This window comes from Paraburkholderia sp. J7 (assembly GCF_905220155.1).
Taxonomy (GTDB): Bacteria; Pseudomonadota; Gammaproteobacteria; order Burkholderiales; family Burkholderiaceae; genus Paraburkholderia.
Genome location: NZ_CAJMYZ010000017.1, coordinates 18,613 through 33,061 on the forward strand (window position 1 = coordinate 18,613; position 14,449 = coordinate 33,061).

The window sequence follows — 14,449 nt, forward strand, 5'->3', positions numbered from 1 at the left end:
AAAGACTATTCATCAAAAGAGGAGACGTTATGAGGCAGAAGATCGCCTTGGGCATCACGCTGGCCGCGATTGCGGGCGCGGTTCAGGCACAGTCGTCCGTCACACTGTACGGCACCGTGGATGCCGGCGTGTTGTGGCAGACCTCGTCGGCCGCTTCCTATAGCACGCTGGCAAAGAATCAGGGGGGTGTCGTGCGCTACAAGGACGGCGGCATCTATACGAGCCTTTGGGGTATGCGCGGCGTGGAGGATCTGGGCGGCGGCTACCAGGCGACGTTCCAGTTGCAGGGGAGTTTCGACAGCGGCACCGGCAAGTTCGGCATCGGCGATACCAGCGCACCAACGACGTCGATCTTCAATATGGCCGCGAACTTGGGCATTTCGGGCGGCTTCGGCTCGGTGAAAATCGGTCGGCAGTACGCCCCGATGATCCTTGCGCTGGCCGATACCGATGCACAACATGCCCAATACTTCGGCAGCATCCTCACGGCGCTCCTCGGCCTGAACTCGGCCACGGGCTGGGTGGGTGCGAGCAGCAACGGCTCGATCGGCTCCGTGTACGAAAGCAACGCGATTGTCTATGCTTCGCCGACGTTCGCAGGGTTCAAGGCGACGCTCGAATATGCGCCCGGCGGCGTGGCAGGCAGCATTCAGGGCAACACACGCGAATCGGCGGTGCTTCAGTACAGCAACTACGGACTCAAGGTTGCGGCAATCTACTACGAGGGCCATGACACGAATCCGGGCGCGACCACGGTACTTTCCGGGCTCGCCAACAACCGGTTCATGTCGCTGAGCGCGCTCTATACGATCAAGGGCTTTACGATCAGCGGCGCGCTGGCGAATGGGCGCAATCCTTCGAATACGGCGGCTGGAAATCTCAATCTCTATTCGGGCGGCCTCGGGTATCAGTTCACTCCGGCGTTCTCGGTGTCGTCCGGTGTGTATTACCTCAAGGACATGAACCACTCGTCGAACCGCTCGATCGCGTACGCGATGAACGCGAGCTATAGCCTCTCGAAGTCCACGCTGGTCTATGCGAACGTCGGCTACGTCGACAACCGCGGCACGATGAACCAGGGGCTGGAGTATGGTGCGCCCGTCGCACCGGGTATCGGCACGACGGCGGTCATGGCGGGTTTGCGGCACCGCTTCTGATCGCAGGTGGTTGGATGGACGCGGACCCGATGCATGTGGGGTCCGCGTTCGCGAGAGAGCATGTGCGTTATTGTGCGTGAGTGGGCCGCCATCTTGTGGATATCCACTTCGACTGGCGAACGGCGCACGGAGTGCTGACGAGGCACGTGTGCGCTCCGCACGCCGAACGGCCGCTTTTTCCGGAAGAGCAGCCGCCTGAGCGTCTGGGTTTCGAGCCGCATGAACGGCTCTTACTGGCCGAGAGTACCAGTTCGACGAGTCTCCACTGACCGGACATTGCAATCTTCGAAGGCAGCTTTCGGGTGACTTCTGTGAACGAGTACATTCGGCCACGAAGGGCCACTCGCTCTCGGGCTGTCGGCGACGTTCGAATGACTCACCCGTCCCGTACAGTGTGATAGCCTGGACTCAATCTGACAGTGTTCGGTTTCTCGTGCTGTTGCTCACGGGGCCGAACGGGAGCGTGGCCGCCCGTGTCGCACGCTTGTCTGCCGGCACGCGGACATTGATCTACGAGCCACGCAATAAACAATCGATATCCGGGGGCAATGGAGCGTGCGTCGGCTACGCTCCTCTCGCAGCGCGGCTAGATCGTGATGCTCTTGTACTCGAGATATTCGGCGAGGCCATGGACGCCCAACTCGCGGCCGTTGCCCGACCGCCTGTAGCCGCCGAACGGTGCGGCTGGATTCGCCGCGGCGCCGTTGATGCGCACCGAACCCGCACGCAGGCGTTGCGCCACGCGGCGCGCCCGGTCCGTGTCGCCTGACCAGACGTACGCGGCCAAGCCATATTCGGTATCGTTGGCGATAGCGATGGCTTCTTCCTCGGAGTCGTATGGGATCATGACCAGCACCGGGCCGAAGATCTCTTCGCGTGCGATGGTCGCATCGTTGCTCACGTTGGCGAAGATGGTCGGGCGAACGAAGTAGCCCTTGTTCACACCCTCGGGCAGACCAGGGCCGCCGGCCACCAGTTGTGTCCCATCCTCAATGCCGATTTCGATCATGCGCTGCACTTTCTCGAACTGAGCCCGGCTGGCCATCGCACCCACCTTGCTGTCGGGCGACGCGGGATCGCCGATCGGTAGCGCTGCCGCCGTCGCTGCCGCGATGGCCACCGCCTGGTCCATCAACGTGCGCGGCACCAGCATGCGGGTCGGCGCGACGCACGTCTGTCCGGAATTGATCATCACATTGATCACGCCATCGGATACGGCGGCTTTCAGGTCGGCGTCTTCGAGAATCACGTTCGGCGACTTGCCCCCGAGCTCCTGGAGTACGCGCTTGACTGTCGGCGCGGCATCGGTAGCGACCTGTACGCCTGCGCGTGTGGAACCGGTAATCGAAATCACATCCACGTCGTCGTGCCGGGACAGCGCGGCGCCCACGACGGGCCCCTCGCCGAAGATCATGTTGAACGCGCCAGCCGGTGTGCCGGCTTCATGAATGATTTCGGCGAAGATGCGCGCGTCGAGCGGCGTGACTTCCGATGGTTTCAGCACGACAGTGCAGCCGGCCGCGAGAGCGTAGCCGACCTTGCCCGCGATCGTTCCTGCCGGCCAGTTCCAGGGGGTGATGAGGGCGGCCACGCCGATCGGCTCGCGAGTCACTTCGGCCGAACCGAGCTGCTCGACGAATTCCATCTTTTGGAGGGCCGCGAGCGCGGACTGCAGAATCTGCAGTCCGAGCGGCGCCTGACGGGCCTTGCATAGCCACAGTGGTGCGCCGATGCTCTCGTGGATGGCGTTGGCGATATCGTCGAGCCGGGTCGAATAGTGTTCGATGATGCGCGTGAGTAGCGCCTCTCGCTCTTTGCGGGTGGTGGCCGACCACGCGGGGAACGCGGCCCGTGCCGCGGCTACCGCGCGGTCGACGTCTGCCGTGCTACCCATTGTGAGCTTGCCGATGACCGACTCGGTCGCGGGGTTGACGATGTCGATCGTCGAGCCGCCCACGGCGGGTGCGACCCACTGGCCGCCGATGTAAAACTGATCGAGTTGATGCATGAGAGATTGTTCTCCGGGGATGTCCGCGCGCCGCGTGTTGCGACGGAACGTTGCGGACTATTGGTGTTATTCGTCGAAGACGATGACCGAGCGTGCCAGTTCGCCGCGGCGGAGTTCGTCGAACGCCTCGTTGATCTGGTCGAGCCTGAGGCGGCGCGAGATCATCTGGTCGAGATGCAGCTTGCCCGACAGGTAGAAGTCCACGAGTCGCGGCATGTCCACAGGGAAGCGATTGTGACCCATCGGCGAGCCCTGGACGCGGCGGCCTTGCAGCAACTGATACGGGTCGATTTCAATTTTCTCGCCGGGCTTGACCATGCCGATTACGGTCGCCGAACCCCCGCGGCGCAGCATCGCGTAGGCCTGCTCGACGGTCGTCTTGAGGCCAATGCACTCGAAGGCGTGATGCACGCCACCGTGGGTCATCTCGCAAACAGCCTTGACCGCATCGGCGTCTTTCGCGTTGATGGTGTCCGTGGCGCCGAATTCGCGCGCCAGTGCGAGCTTGCTATTGAGCATGTCGATGGCGATGATCCGGCCGGCGCCGGCTAGCGCGGCCCCGTTGACCGCTGCCAGCCCGATACCGCCGCAACCGATGACAGCCACCGTTTCTCCGGGCGAAACGCGCGCTGTGTTGAATACAGCGCCGGTGCCGGTGGTGACGCCGCAGCCGATCAGCGCCGCGCGATCGAACGGCATATCGCGGCGGATCGCTACGCACGCATGCTCGTGAACGAGCATCTGCTCGGCAAATGCTGAGAGGTTCGCGAATTGCGGGATCGGCTTCTGGCGGTAGGACAGACGCGACTCATCGCCGTCCTTGCGCCTCGTGTCGGGTGATACGCACAGCGAAAGGACGCCGGTCACACAATGCTCGCAATGGCCACAATACGCGGAGAGGCAGGTCACGACGTGATCGCCGGGTTTGACGGTTCGGACTTCCGAACCGACCTGCTCGACGACGCCGGCAGCTTCGTGCCCGAGCACGGCCGGCACGGCGAAGGGATAGATACCGTCGACAAAGTGCAGATCGGAATGGCAGACGCCGACGGCGCGCGTACGGATCAGCACTTCGTGCGGCCCCGGCTTGCTGATCGACACGTCTTCGATCGTCAACGGCTCTCCCGGACTGTGAAAGACTGCTGCCTTCATTGAAGTCTCCTGAATATTATTGGTCGGAGCAATGCGGAGACGGATGAAGTCGCCGGCATCCGTCGTAAGCGTGGGTTGGAGGCACCCCGCGGCATGCTTGTTCAGCACATGTTCCGCGTTCACGTTATCAAATCGCCTCTTCTGTAGAACCTACTCGCCACGGGGGGCAGGACACAGGCAAGACGAACCGCTCTTGCCTCCCTGCTATGGGGGGGAGGGGGCGCGCGTGGAGGGCAATACGATGCTCCGACGCACTGCGTCGATCCGGGCCCGCTTTCCAGAGCACTTTGGCGACGGTACCAGGCGTTGCGTCCAGCGTGCACAAGCCGCGTTGCAAGGCACCCGTGCACCCGGCGCCTGCGGCGCATGGGTCGATTGAGCCTGGCAGATCATCGTATTCTCGAGTCGATAGCCGAACTGACGACTCTCACATTGAAACGGACGTCTCGATATGAAAAAGATAGAAGAGAGACTGGAGATTGGGGCCGTTGTGGGGCAAGAAGGTATCGCGAGTATCGCGGTCACGATTTTCCTGCCTGACGTAAGCCTGTTGCCGGCGCGGCCGGTCGTGATGTTTGCCTTTCCAGGCAGCGGTTACTCGCGTGGATATTTCGACCTGCATATGCCAGGGCACAGCCACTATAGTCAGGCCGAGTACCACTGCCAGAAGGGCTGCATTTTCGTCGCGGTGGATCATCTCGGGGTCGGGGAGAGCGTTGTGACCAACCCTGAGGCGTTGCGGATCGAACAGGTCGTGCAGGCCAACCACGAGACTGTGCAAGCCGTGTTGAAGCGGCTTGCGAGCGCAGACGTGGCACCCGGCTTTCCGCGCGTCGTGAAACCGCTTTGCGTCGGGGCCGGTCAGTCAATGGGAGGCGCATTCGTGATCGCTATGCAAGGGCGGTGCCGGACCTTCGATGCCATCGCAGTGCTCGGATACAGCGTGCCGCGAATCGCGATTCCAGCAAAAGACGGATTTGTCTTCGCCGAGCAAATGCCCACGCAGGATCAGTATCGCTTTGGATTCCACTGGGACGACGAGCCTGAAGAAGTCGTCCGCGCCGATTTCGCGGGCGGCTATCCGATCCGGCAGGTGACACCGGCGTTTGGGAGCAAGACACGCCCGGGTGAGGCGATACGATTTCGTATTCCAAACGTTCTTGGAGAAGACGCTGCGCGGATAGCGCAACCGGTCTTCCTGGCGTTTGGCGAACGAGACGTTAGTTTGAATCCGCATGCGGATCCTGCTTCTTATACGACGAGCCGCGATGTCTCTCTCAATGTGATCTCCTGCATGGCACACATGCACAATTTCGCAAGCACGCGGGAGATTCTGTGGTCGTTGCTGCAAGCCTGGGTGCAGCGACTCGCCGGCGACTTGTGAGGTTTTGCAAGTGCCCCGACTGGGGAAGCTGAAATTCGAAGTGGGTCGCGGCTAAGGATGACCCGATTATCCATAAGAGTCGCGGAAAAGACGCGCGCGAGGAGACAATTCAATGTATTTGACACAAGGCTTGCAGCGTTCCCTCCAACAGCGGCCGAATGAAATCGCCGTGCGCTATCTCGGCCGCAGCCTGACTTTCGCCGAGTTCGGCGAGCGTGTCGCGAGGCTCGCAGGCGCGCTACTTCAGCTTGGCGTGAAGATGGGTGATCGGGTGGCGCTCCTTTCGCTCAACTCTCAGCGCTACCTGGAGTATTCCATGGCGGTGCCCTGGTGCGGTGCCGTCCTCAATCCAGTGAATACCCGCTGGAGTGTGGCCGAGATCGCGTACTCGCTGGATGACTCGGGCACCGCTGTCCTGATCGTTGATGACACATTCAAGGACATTGCGTTCAAGGTGGCAGCGGCGTCGAAGGTGGAATTCCGTCTGGTCTACGCCGGTGACGGGGCTCTGCCTGAGGGCATGATGTCCTACGAGGTGCTGATCGAACAGGCTGAGGCGGTTGAGGATGCATACCGGCACGGTGACGACCTTGCCGGGATTTTTTATACAGGCGGCACGACTGGTTTTCCCAAAGGGGTCATGCTTAGTCACGCGAATCTCGTTTCCGGAGCTGTCAATACGCTGATCAACGGCGCATTCGGGAAGGACGCAAGTTATCTCCACGTGATGCCGATGTTCCATCTGGCGGACTTTGCCGTAACCGTGGCGCTATTCATGACGGGTGGCACACATGTCGTCGCGCCGTCGTTCGATCCAGGTCGCACGCTGGAAACCATCTCGCAGGCGCGCGTGACGAACGCGATGCTTGCACCCACCATGATCCAGATGTGCCTCGACTGGCTCGAGCGCCATTCGGAGCTTGGGGCGCAACTCGACCTTTCGTCGCTGGTAGGGCTGATCTATGGAGCGTCTCCCATGTCGCAGACACTGCTCGCGCGCACGCGCAAGGCCTTTACCAGTGTCCAGCTGATGCAGGGCTATGGCATGACCGAGCTTGCGCCGCTCGCGACGGTGCTGATGCCGGAGCATCACTCGGAGGCGGGAGTCGCGAGCGGCAAGATCCGGTCGGTGGGCACGCCCGTGCCGACGGTGGAACTCAGGATCGTCGACGTCGACGATCGCGAAGTGACGCGTGGCGTCGTTGGCGAGGTCACGGTGCGCGGTCCGAACGTGATGCTCGGGTACTGGAATCGCCCGGAAGCCACGGCAAGTGCGATACGCAATGGCTGGATGCATACCGGCGACGGCGGTTACATGGACGAGGACGGGTTCGTCTATCTCGTGGACCGTCTCAAGGACATGATCATCAGCGGCGGTGAAAATGTCTACTCGGTCGAGGTCGAGAATGCCTTGGGAAGCCATCCTGCGGTCGCCCAGGTGGCAGTGATCGGCGTGCCGCACGAGAAGTGGGGTGAGTCCGTCCATGCCGTCATCGTGCTCAAGCCGGGCACGAATACGACGCTGGAGTCCATTCAGACTCATTGCCGCGAGCTGATTGCCGGATACAAATGTCCGCGCAGCGTTGAATTCGTCAGATCGCTCCCGCTGTCCAGTGTCGGCAAGGTCCTCAAGAGCGAGCTGCGCAAATCCTGGCGAAACGGTCAAGGCAACACTGCGCAGGAAAAGCGATGACTCCGATTCACAGCGAGCTTGCCGTCATTACTGACACCGCTTCAAGCGTGGGCACGGTGAATCCCTCGGAGCGCTCGCGCACTGAACTTCAACGCTCGAGTGTGCGCGGTGTTGCGCGCCAGTCCTACATCGTCACGCCGCTTGGCGAGTGGTTCCGCGAGGACGTGCTGGCCCACCTGCTCTCACTCGACGCAAGCTCTCGCACGCTGCGCTTCGGCGATGCCGTGCGCGACTACACGATCAAAGCCTATGTCGACGCGATGGATTTCGCACGCGACATCGTGCTCGGCGCCCACAACACACACCTGAATCTGCTTGCGGTAGGGCACCTCGTCTTCAGTGGTGAAGCTGGCCAGCCGCCGCCTGTGGCCGAACTCGGTTTGTCGGTCCGATGCGAGTCGCGAGGGCGCGGCATCGGCACCGCGATTTTTCGCAGCGCACTTGAAATTGCACGCGCTCGAGGCGCACGCACGTTTTCGATGCATTTCAGCGTCGAAAACGCGGCGATGCTTCACATCGCCCATCGGGCTGGCATGACACCGAGTTACCAGTACGGCGAGTTTCATGGCGAACTCGACCTGCGCCCTTGCGTCACACCATCCACACCCCCCACCAGTCACCCGCGTACGTGAATGATCTGATGGCGTCGCGCGAGAAGACCATCTACTACTTCTCGTTCCCGCTTTGTGTGCAGCGCCCGTTTTTAATCTATCCTCCGGCGTACCCATTGGGAATGGAAGTAGAGTCGGGCGCGGCGCAGCTGTTCTGGCCGATTGTCCGCAGAAAGAACGCGGTGGTGGAACTGGCGATCAACCTGTCGCCGAGTTTAGAGGCCGAGTTGGCCGCCGCCGTTGCTGCGGCCATCATCGTCATGGCGAGCGGCGTTGCCATTGCCGTCGAGCACCGGGCGGGATGCCACGGATCAGGCGGTTTGCAACGCGTCCCTGGCGTTGAGCCTGAAGAGCGAAACCGCGGCGACTAGATCGGCGGCCTGACCACGCAAAGCCGTGGCCGCTGCCGACATCTCCTCGACGAGCGCGGCATTCTGCTGGGTCGCGAGATCCATCTGCGAAACAGCCTCGCCGACCTGGACTACGCCGACGCTCTGCTCGCTGCTCGCCGCACTGATCTCGCTCATGATCGTGGTGACGCGCTGGATGCTGGCTACCACCGCTGCCATCGTCGCGCCGGCCTCATCGACCTGCGCGCTACCTTGCTCCACACGCTCGACACTGTCGGAGATCAGCACCTTGATTTCCTTCGCGGCTTCGGCCGTCCTGCCTGCGAGACTGCGAACCTCACCCGCGACCACTGCGAAGCCGCGTCCTTGCTCGCCGGCACGTGCTGCTTCCACCGCTGCGTTGAGAGCGAGAATATTCGTCTGGAACGCGATGCCGTCAATCATGTTGATGATGTCGGCGATTTTGCGGCTTGCCTCCGAGATGCCCTTCATTGTGTCCACTACCTGACTTACAACCTGACCGCCCTGCACCGCGACGGTGGACGCGTCCTGTGCGAGCTGGTTGGCTTCGCTCGCATTGTGCGCGTTCTGGCGCACCGTGGCGCCCAGTTCCTCCATGGAGGCGGCAGTCTCCTCCAGTGCGCTGGCCTGGCTCTCGGTACGCCCGGAGAGATCTGAATTGCCCGAGGCGATCTGCGCGCTGGCGGAGGCCACCGTTTCCGAGCCTTGCCGCACGCTGCGCACCACTTCCCGCAGGCTGCGCTGCATGTGATCGAGCGATGCCAGCAGGCTGGCTTCGTCGCCGGACTGCAACGGAATGCTCTGACTCAGGTCTCCGGCCGCCACGTGACGCGCCACCGCCATCGCGATTGCGGGCTCGCCGCCGAGCTCCCGCATGATGCCGCGCACGATGCGCGCAGCGAGGATTGCGGCTGCGGCTGCACCTGCCAGTACGAGGCAGATAACCAGAGCGCGTGCACGTTGGTAGGTTTCCTGTGCATCGGCGTGGGCCGCAATGCCGCCTGTCCTGTTGATTGCGATCAGTTGCTCGACGTCCCCGAGCACCCCTGCAAATGCCTTTCGATCCGAAGTGCGATAGGAGGCCACCGCGTCGTGCTGCCTCGCGATGCCCTGGCGCGACAGCTCCAAAAAGCTTTCCCTCGTTCCGTCGAACGCGGCGAGATCAACCTTCATGTGCTCGAAAGTCCGCTGCTCATCGCCCGGCGTGACCATGGCCGCATAGGCCGTCAACAGGTCGGACAGGACATCGCGCGCTTTCTCGATACGTGCTTCGGCTGCTGTCATGTCCTCTGCGTTGTCGCCGGAGATCAGATGATCGGCCTCCGCACGACGTATCTCATTCAGGGAACCGCGTATCGAAGCGAGCGTTTCGATCGAAGGCATCCAGTTCGTTGCGATGTCCTCGGTATTGGTGTTGATGCGCCCCATTTCGACGACGCCTAACGTCCCGAGCACGAACGCCAGCAAGATCAGCGATCCAAATGAGGAAATGAGCCTGGTTTTTAAACGCATCTCGGCCCCAGCAACATAAACAGCTTTCATGACTCTCAATCCCCCGTTACGTCAATCAGATGAAACTCGCGCGACTTCATGTCTGGCGTAGAAGCTGCAGAAAACCAAGCTTGCTAAAGGCAATGACGATGGCGTGAGATTTTTTAACATGAGGCCCACATCCTGCCCCTCCCCAACGGGGGGGGCATGGAGGCAGGAGTCCTGGAGCTTGCCGACAGTGTGGCTCTGGCGGCCAAGACCATCCGCACCTTTTGCGTTGTTCTCTCTCCCATCGGAAAATTCAAAGCTCGCGGCGACTCCGCTCGTTATCGGTATCGGGATTGGAACGATCGTGAGTGGCAGTGGCGAGACTTGGGGCGGGTGTGCGATGCTTTACGTGCGCCCGGCACCGTGCAATTGCCGGATGAAGCCAACGAGAGGGCCTTTACCATGAACAGCAATGGAGAACAACGTTCCGACGTATCGATCCGGGCAAGCCTTGCGACTTCCGAGTTCCTCAAAGTTATCTGGCACTTGCGCAGTATTGTGCTGGGTCTCACGGGCCAGATTCTCGTGATGTCCGTGTTGATGTTCTACGTTGGCCGTCCCATCGATGTCGCGACGCGCACGCCGGCAAGCATGGGCGAAACGCTCTATTTCTGCGCGGTGACTGCGCTGACGATCGGCTATGGCGATGTGATCCCAACGACCTCGCTTGGCCGCCTCATCGCGGTGCTACTGGGTATGTTGGGCATCGTGATCACTGGCGTGACCACTGCCGCTGCCGTCTATGCGATACAGACGGCGGCAAGGAAAGCGCATTTGTAACGATAAGAGCGGGGTGCAGCAGTTGGTCGCGGCCCGATCGTTGGAAGAGATTTCGCCTGTCGTCGCGCCGCGAGACAGACGTCGTAGAGGCCGATGCACGCCAGCCCACGGTCTTTGGATCGGGCGGCCTCCGGAAAGCGGGTGGCCTCGTCCTGAGCCGCGAAGGCGTCGCATAAATTCAGGCGGCGGATAGGAGTTCACAACCTGGCGGCCGTGTCGAAGTGCTTTGTGCTGCTGCTGAATCACCCGGCGTCGAGAATCCCGGCAGCGAACGTCCGGGAACGGCCTGCGGCGCAGAGGCCAATTGACATCGTTGCCGTCGTCATCACCGCCGGGGTTGGCCCGGCGTTCACCCCAAGTTCTCCTCACTTGCCGCGGAATACTGGCACGCGGCGCTGCATCATCGCGGCCTTGCCTTCCTGAAAGTCTTCCAGCTGGAATTGCCAGCTCTGCTCAACGAATTCGCGTTCGGTCGCGGCTTCGACGGCGTCGGCGAGCCCACGGCGCAGCGTCTCCCGCACCGACATTACCGAGGCGGGCGCCGACGCGGCGATCTCGGCCGCGAGTTGCTGGGCGGCGCGACGCACCTCGTCTTGTGGCACGAGCATGTCGGCGAGTCCGATGCGCACGGCCTCGGTGCCGTCAATGCGGCGGCCCGTGTAGAACAGCAGTGCGGCTTGCTGGGCACCGACCAGACGCGGCAGCGTAGCGGTGGTCCCGAACCCGGGATGCGTGCCGAGGCGGGAGAAGTTTGCGCAAAAGCGGGCTTCGTTACAGGTCACGCGGAAATCGGCGACGAGCGCGAGGCCGAAGCCGCCGCCAACGGCTGCACCCTGGATCGCGGCCACGACCGGCTTGCGCGTGCGGAACAGGCGTATGCCGCGTTTGTAGAGCATGCCGGCGTTGAGCGCGCGGCCGTCGTTGAGTTCGGGCGCGGCGAAGTCGGCGCCCGCGCAGAACACCTTGCCTTCGGAGGCGAGGACGACGGCGCGGCACGCGTCGTCTTTGTCGAGCGCCTCCATTACGTCGGCGATTGCGCTGATGAGGTGCTCATCGAAGTGGTTATTAGGCGGTCGGGAGAACTCTACGGTTGCCACGTATTGCTCGATCTGGACGCGGACGTCGCCGGTAGTCGGGTAGCTGTGCATGGATGTCGATGGGTTGAATGCACGGCGGCGCCATGCATGCGTGAGCAGGAGCAGCACGTCGAAGCGTGCCATTGAGACTGCATGTTGACGACGCCGCCCACAACAGACCCACCCCGTCGCGGGGGGCTGGGCGCGCACCCGAATCCCCCCCGCGACGCACGGTGCGCGCAGATGCCGCCAGCCGTTACCTTCGGGTACATCCCTAGATTTGCGATCAGGAGACACGATGTTTGAAAACTATCAGCCGGCCTGGATGACCGACGATCTGTTGCAGTTCCGCGATGCCGCACGGCGTTTCGCGCGAGAGCAACTCGAAACGACCGACCTGCAATGCCGCGAGGTCAAGCGGACTTCACGCGAGGCGTGGCGCGCCATCGGCGCACTGGGCATGATCTTGCCGGACGTGCCTGAGGAGTACGGTGGCTCCGGCGGCACGCCGGCCCATGCAGCGATCGTGTTCGACGAATTCGGCTACAGCGGCAACACGGGGTTGGGGCTTGGCATCGGCATGAACCATATCGTCGCCCATTATGTGCTGCGCTATGGTACCGAGGCCCAGAAGCAGTGCTGGCTGCCCGGCATGGCGAGTGGCGAGCTGATCGCCGCTATCGCGATGACGGAGCCCGGCACGGGTTCCGATCTGCAGGGCGTGCGAACACGCGCCGAACGCCGCGGCGAGAGCTATGTCATCAACGGGGCCAAGACGTTCATTTCGAATGGCCAGCAGTGCGACGTGGTGCTCGTCGTCACCAAGACCGACCCCACGCTCGGATCGAAGGGCATCTCGCTGGTTCTGGTCGATGCGAACACGCGCGGTTTCCGCCGCGGCAAGGCGCTCGACAAGATCGGCCTGGAGAGCCAGGACACGTCCGAGATGTTCTTCGACGACTGCACGGTTTCAGCCGACTGCCTGCTTGGCGGCGTGGAGGGGCAGGGCTTCTACCAGCTCATGCAGCAGCTTCCCTATGAGCGCGCTCAACTCGCACTGAACGCCGTTGGCGCGATGCGCCGCGCCTTCGACCTGACCGTGGACTACGTGAAAGAGCGCAAGGCGTTCGGCAAGGCGATCGGCGACTTCCAGAACACGCGCTTCGTGCTGGCCGACGTCAAGGCCACGCTGACGGCTTCGTGCGCCTTTGCCGATCAGATCGTGCAGCAATGGGTGGATGGCAAGCTCGACCCCGTCACGGCCTCGATGGGCAAATTCTGGATCACCGAGCGCCAGGGCGAGGTCATGGACAAGTGCCTGCAATTGTTCGGCGGCTACGGCTACATGAAGGAATACCCGATTGCCCGCATGTACGCCGACGCGCGCGTGCAGCGCATCTACGGCGGCACCAATGAGATCCAGCGCGAACTGGTCGGCCGGTCGCTTTGATCCAAATTTAAACCCCCAGCAAGGAGATACGACATGTCCAAGGTAGTAGTGGCCGGCGTCGGCATGGTGCCGTTCAAGAAGCCCGGCGCGAGCGGTACCTACATCGAAATGGGCGCCGAAGCGGCGCGCCTTGCGCTCGCCGATGCAGGCATCGGCTACGGCAAGGTTCAGCAGGCTTATGCAGGCTACGTCTTTGGCGATTCCACCAGCGGTCAGGCCGCGCTGTATCCGGTCGGCATGACGCAGATTCCGATCGTCAACGTCAACAACAACTGCTCGACCGGGTCGACTGCGCTGTTTCTCGCCCGCCAGGCCGTCGAAAGCGGCGCGGTGGACTGCGCCATCGCACTCGGCTTCGAGCAGATGCAGCCGGGCGCGCTCGCCTCGGTGTTCACCGACCGTCCGGGCCCGATGGACCGCGCGCTGGTCCTCACGGCCGAGCTGAACCCCGAAGCCGTCGAGGCGGGCGTGCCGATGGCGCTGCTGCAATTTGGCGGTGCCGGCAAGGAGCACATGGACAAGTACGGCACGAAGCTCGAAACCTTCGCGAAGATCCGCGCGAAGGCGAGCCGTCATGCCGCCAACAATCCGCTGGCCGTATTCCGCAACGTGGTGACGCCGGACGACGTGATGGCTGCTCCGGTGATGTGGCCCGGCGTGATGACGCGTCTGATGGCTTGCCCGCCGACTTGTGGCGCGGCTGCCGCCATCATCTGCTCGGAAGACTTCGCGAAGAAGCACGGCCTGAAGCAAGACGTGCGTATCCTCGCGCAATCGATGACAACCGACAGCCCGGCCCTTTACGAAGATCGCTCGATGATCCAGGTGGTTGGCTTCGACATGGCGAAGGAGGCCGCGCGCCAGGTATACGAGCGTGCTGGCGTGAGCCCTTCGGATATCCAGGTATTGGAGTTGCACGACTGTTTCGCGCACAACGAACTCCTGACCTACGAGTCGCTGGGCCTGTGCCCGGTCGGCGGCGCGGAGAAGTTCGTCGAAGACGGCGACAACACCTACGGCGGCAAGTTCGTCACCAACCCGTCGGGCGGCCTGCTTTCGAAGGGACACCCGCTCGGCGCGACGGGCCTTGCGCAGTGCTACGAGTTGACGCGCCAGTTGCGCGGCACCGCCGGCAGCACCCAGGTGGACGGCGCGAAGCTGGCGTTACAGCACAACCTCGGCCTTGGTGGCGCCTGCGTGGTGACGCTGTACGGCCGCGCCTAACCGG

At 62.5% G+C, this 14,449-nt stretch carries 12 protein-coding genes; 8 read left to right on the forward strand and 4 right to left on the reverse strand.

The features are described 5' to 3' along the window. Positions 1-29: 29 nt before the first annotated feature. The gene (locus U5A58_RS25685; RefSeq protein WP_321916104.1) at positions 30-1,157 is read left to right on the forward strand and encodes a porin; all 1,128 of its coding nucleotides are present in this window, start codon (positions 30-32) and stop codon (positions 1,155-1,157) included. 586 nt (positions 1,158-1,743) lie between these two features. On the opposite strand, the gene U5A58_RS25690 is transcribed toward U5A58_RS25685, so the two are convergent. Beyond that, positions 1,744-3,165 carry an aldehyde dehydrogenase family protein gene (locus U5A58_RS25690; protein WP_321916105.1) on the reverse strand — a complete coding sequence of 474 codons (1,422 nt, stop codon included), beginning with the start codon at positions 3,163-3,165 and terminating at the stop codon, positions 1,744-1,746. A gap of 66 nt (positions 3,166-3,231) precedes the next feature. Then, positions 3,232-4,317 (reverse strand): Zn-dependent alcohol dehydrogenase, encoded by a 1,086-nt coding sequence (locus U5A58_RS25695; protein ID WP_321916106.1) that lies wholly within the window; start codon positions 4,315-4,317, stop codon positions 3,232-3,234. A 451-nt stretch (positions 4,318-4,768) separates the two neighbouring features. On the opposite strand from U5A58_RS25695, the gene U5A58_RS25700 reads away from it, so the two are divergent. The 4 genes from U5A58_RS25700 to U5A58_RS25715 all read left to right on the forward strand — a co-directional run bounded on the left by U5A58_RS25700 (position 4,769) and on the right by U5A58_RS25715 (position 8,376). After that, positions 4,769-5,701: a hypothetical protein gene (locus U5A58_RS25700; RefSeq protein ID WP_321963585.1), complete on the forward strand. Its 933-nt coding sequence runs from the start codon at positions 4,769-4,771 to the stop codon at positions 5,699-5,701. Positions 5,702-5,813: 112 nt separating this feature from the next. Further along, positions 5,814-7,394 carry a long-chain fatty acid--CoA ligase gene (locus U5A58_RS25705; RefSeq protein WP_321916108.1) on the forward strand — a complete coding sequence of 527 codons (1,581 nt, stop codon included), beginning with the start codon at positions 5,814-5,816 and terminating at the stop codon, positions 7,392-7,394. After that, positions 7,391-8,026, forward strand: a complete 636-nt coding sequence (locus tag U5A58_RS25710) for a GNAT family N-acetyltransferase (RefSeq protein WP_321916109.1) — start codon at positions 7,391-7,393, stop codon at positions 8,024-8,026. Before U5A58_RS25705 ends, U5A58_RS25710 begins: the two co-directional genes overlap by 4 nt. After that, the gene (locus tag U5A58_RS25715) at positions 8,023-8,376 is read left to right on the forward strand and encodes a hypothetical protein (RefSeq protein WP_321916110.1); all 354 of its coding nucleotides are present in this window, start codon (positions 8,023-8,025) and stop codon (positions 8,374-8,376) included. Before U5A58_RS25710 ends, U5A58_RS25715 begins: the two co-directional genes overlap by 4 nt. Here the strand turns inward: U5A58_RS25715 and U5A58_RS25720 are convergent. After that, the gene (locus U5A58_RS25720) at positions 8,317-9,918 is read right to left on the reverse strand and encodes a methyl-accepting chemotaxis protein (protein ID WP_321916111.1); all 1,602 of its coding nucleotides are present in this window, start codon (positions 9,916-9,918) and stop codon (positions 8,317-8,319) included. The genes U5A58_RS25715 and U5A58_RS25720 overlap by 60 nt on opposite strands. A gap of 156 nt (positions 9,919-10,074) precedes the next feature. On the opposite strand from U5A58_RS25720, the gene U5A58_RS25725 reads away from it, so the two are divergent. Continuing rightward, positions 10,075-10,695 carry a potassium channel family protein gene (locus tag U5A58_RS25725; protein ID WP_321916112.1) on the forward strand — a complete coding sequence of 207 codons (621 nt, stop codon included), beginning with the start codon at positions 10,075-10,077 and terminating at the stop codon, positions 10,693-10,695. 365 nt (positions 10,696-11,060) lie between these two features. On the opposite strand, the gene U5A58_RS25730 is transcribed toward U5A58_RS25725, so the two are convergent. Next, positions 11,061-11,843, reverse strand: a complete 783-nt coding sequence (locus U5A58_RS25730; protein WP_321916162.1) for an enoyl-CoA hydratase/isomerase family protein — start codon at positions 11,841-11,843, stop codon at positions 11,061-11,063. 226 nt (positions 11,844-12,069) lie between these two features. On the opposite strand from U5A58_RS25730, the gene U5A58_RS25735 reads away from it, so the two are divergent. Together U5A58_RS25735 and U5A58_RS25740 are read left to right on the forward strand one after the other, a co-directional pair. Next, positions 12,070-13,221, forward strand: coding sequence for an acyl-CoA dehydrogenase family protein (locus U5A58_RS25735; protein WP_321916113.1), 1,152 nt, complete (start codon positions 12,070-12,072; stop codon positions 13,219-13,221). Positions 13,222-13,254: 33 nt separating this feature from the next. Beyond that, on the forward strand, positions 13,255-14,445 hold the full coding sequence (locus U5A58_RS25740; RefSeq protein WP_321916114.1) for a lipid-transfer protein: 1,191 nt from the start codon (positions 13,255-13,257) through the stop codon (positions 14,443-14,445). Positions 14,446-14,449 lie beyond the last annotated feature (4 nt).

What these genes read in the sequence shown, in the direction of transcription:
- U5A58_RS25740 (WP_321916114.1), top strand. Translation starts at nt 13,255, where the DNA reads ATGTCCAAGGTAGTAGTGGCCGGCGTCGGCATGGTGCCGTTCAAGAAG.
- U5A58_RS25725 (WP_321916112.1), top strand. Translation starts at nt 10,075, where the DNA reads ATGGAGGCAGGAGTCCTGGAGCTTGCCGACAGTGTGGCTCTGGCGGCC.
- U5A58_RS25705 (WP_321916108.1), top strand. Translation starts at nt 5,814, where the DNA reads ATGTATTTGACACAAGGCTTGCAGCGTTCCCTCCAACAGCGGCCGAAT.
- U5A58_RS25730 (WP_321916162.1), bottom strand. Translation starts at nt 11,843, where the DNA reads ATGCACAGCTACCCGACTACCGGCGACGTCCGCGTCCAGATCGAGCAA.
- U5A58_RS25720 (WP_321916111.1), bottom strand. Translation starts at nt 9,918, where the DNA reads ATGAAAGCTGTTTATGTTGCTGGGGCCGAGATGCGTTTAAAAACCAGG.
- U5A58_RS25735 (WP_321916113.1), top strand. Translation starts at nt 12,070, where the DNA reads ATGTTTGAAAACTATCAGCCGGCCTGGATGACCGACGATCTGTTGCAG.
- U5A58_RS25695 (WP_321916106.1), bottom strand. Translation starts at nt 4,317, where the DNA reads ATGAAGGCAGCAGTCTTTCACAGTCCGGGAGAGCCGTTGACGATCGAA.
- U5A58_RS25685 (WP_321916104.1), top strand. Translation starts at nt 30, where the DNA reads ATGAGGCAGAAGATCGCCTTGGGCATCACGCTGGCCGCGATTGCGGGC.
- U5A58_RS25700 (WP_321963585.1), top strand. Translation starts at nt 4,769, where the DNA reads ATGAAAAAGATAGAAGAGAGACTGGAGATTGGGGCCGTTGTGGGGCAA.
- U5A58_RS25690 (WP_321916105.1), bottom strand. Translation starts at nt 3,165, where the DNA reads ATGCATCAACTCGATCAGTTTTACATCGGCGGCCAGTGGGTCGCACCC.
- U5A58_RS25710 (WP_321916109.1), top strand. Translation starts at nt 7,391, where the DNA reads ATGACTCCGATTCACAGCGAGCTTGCCGTCATTACTGACACCGCTTCA.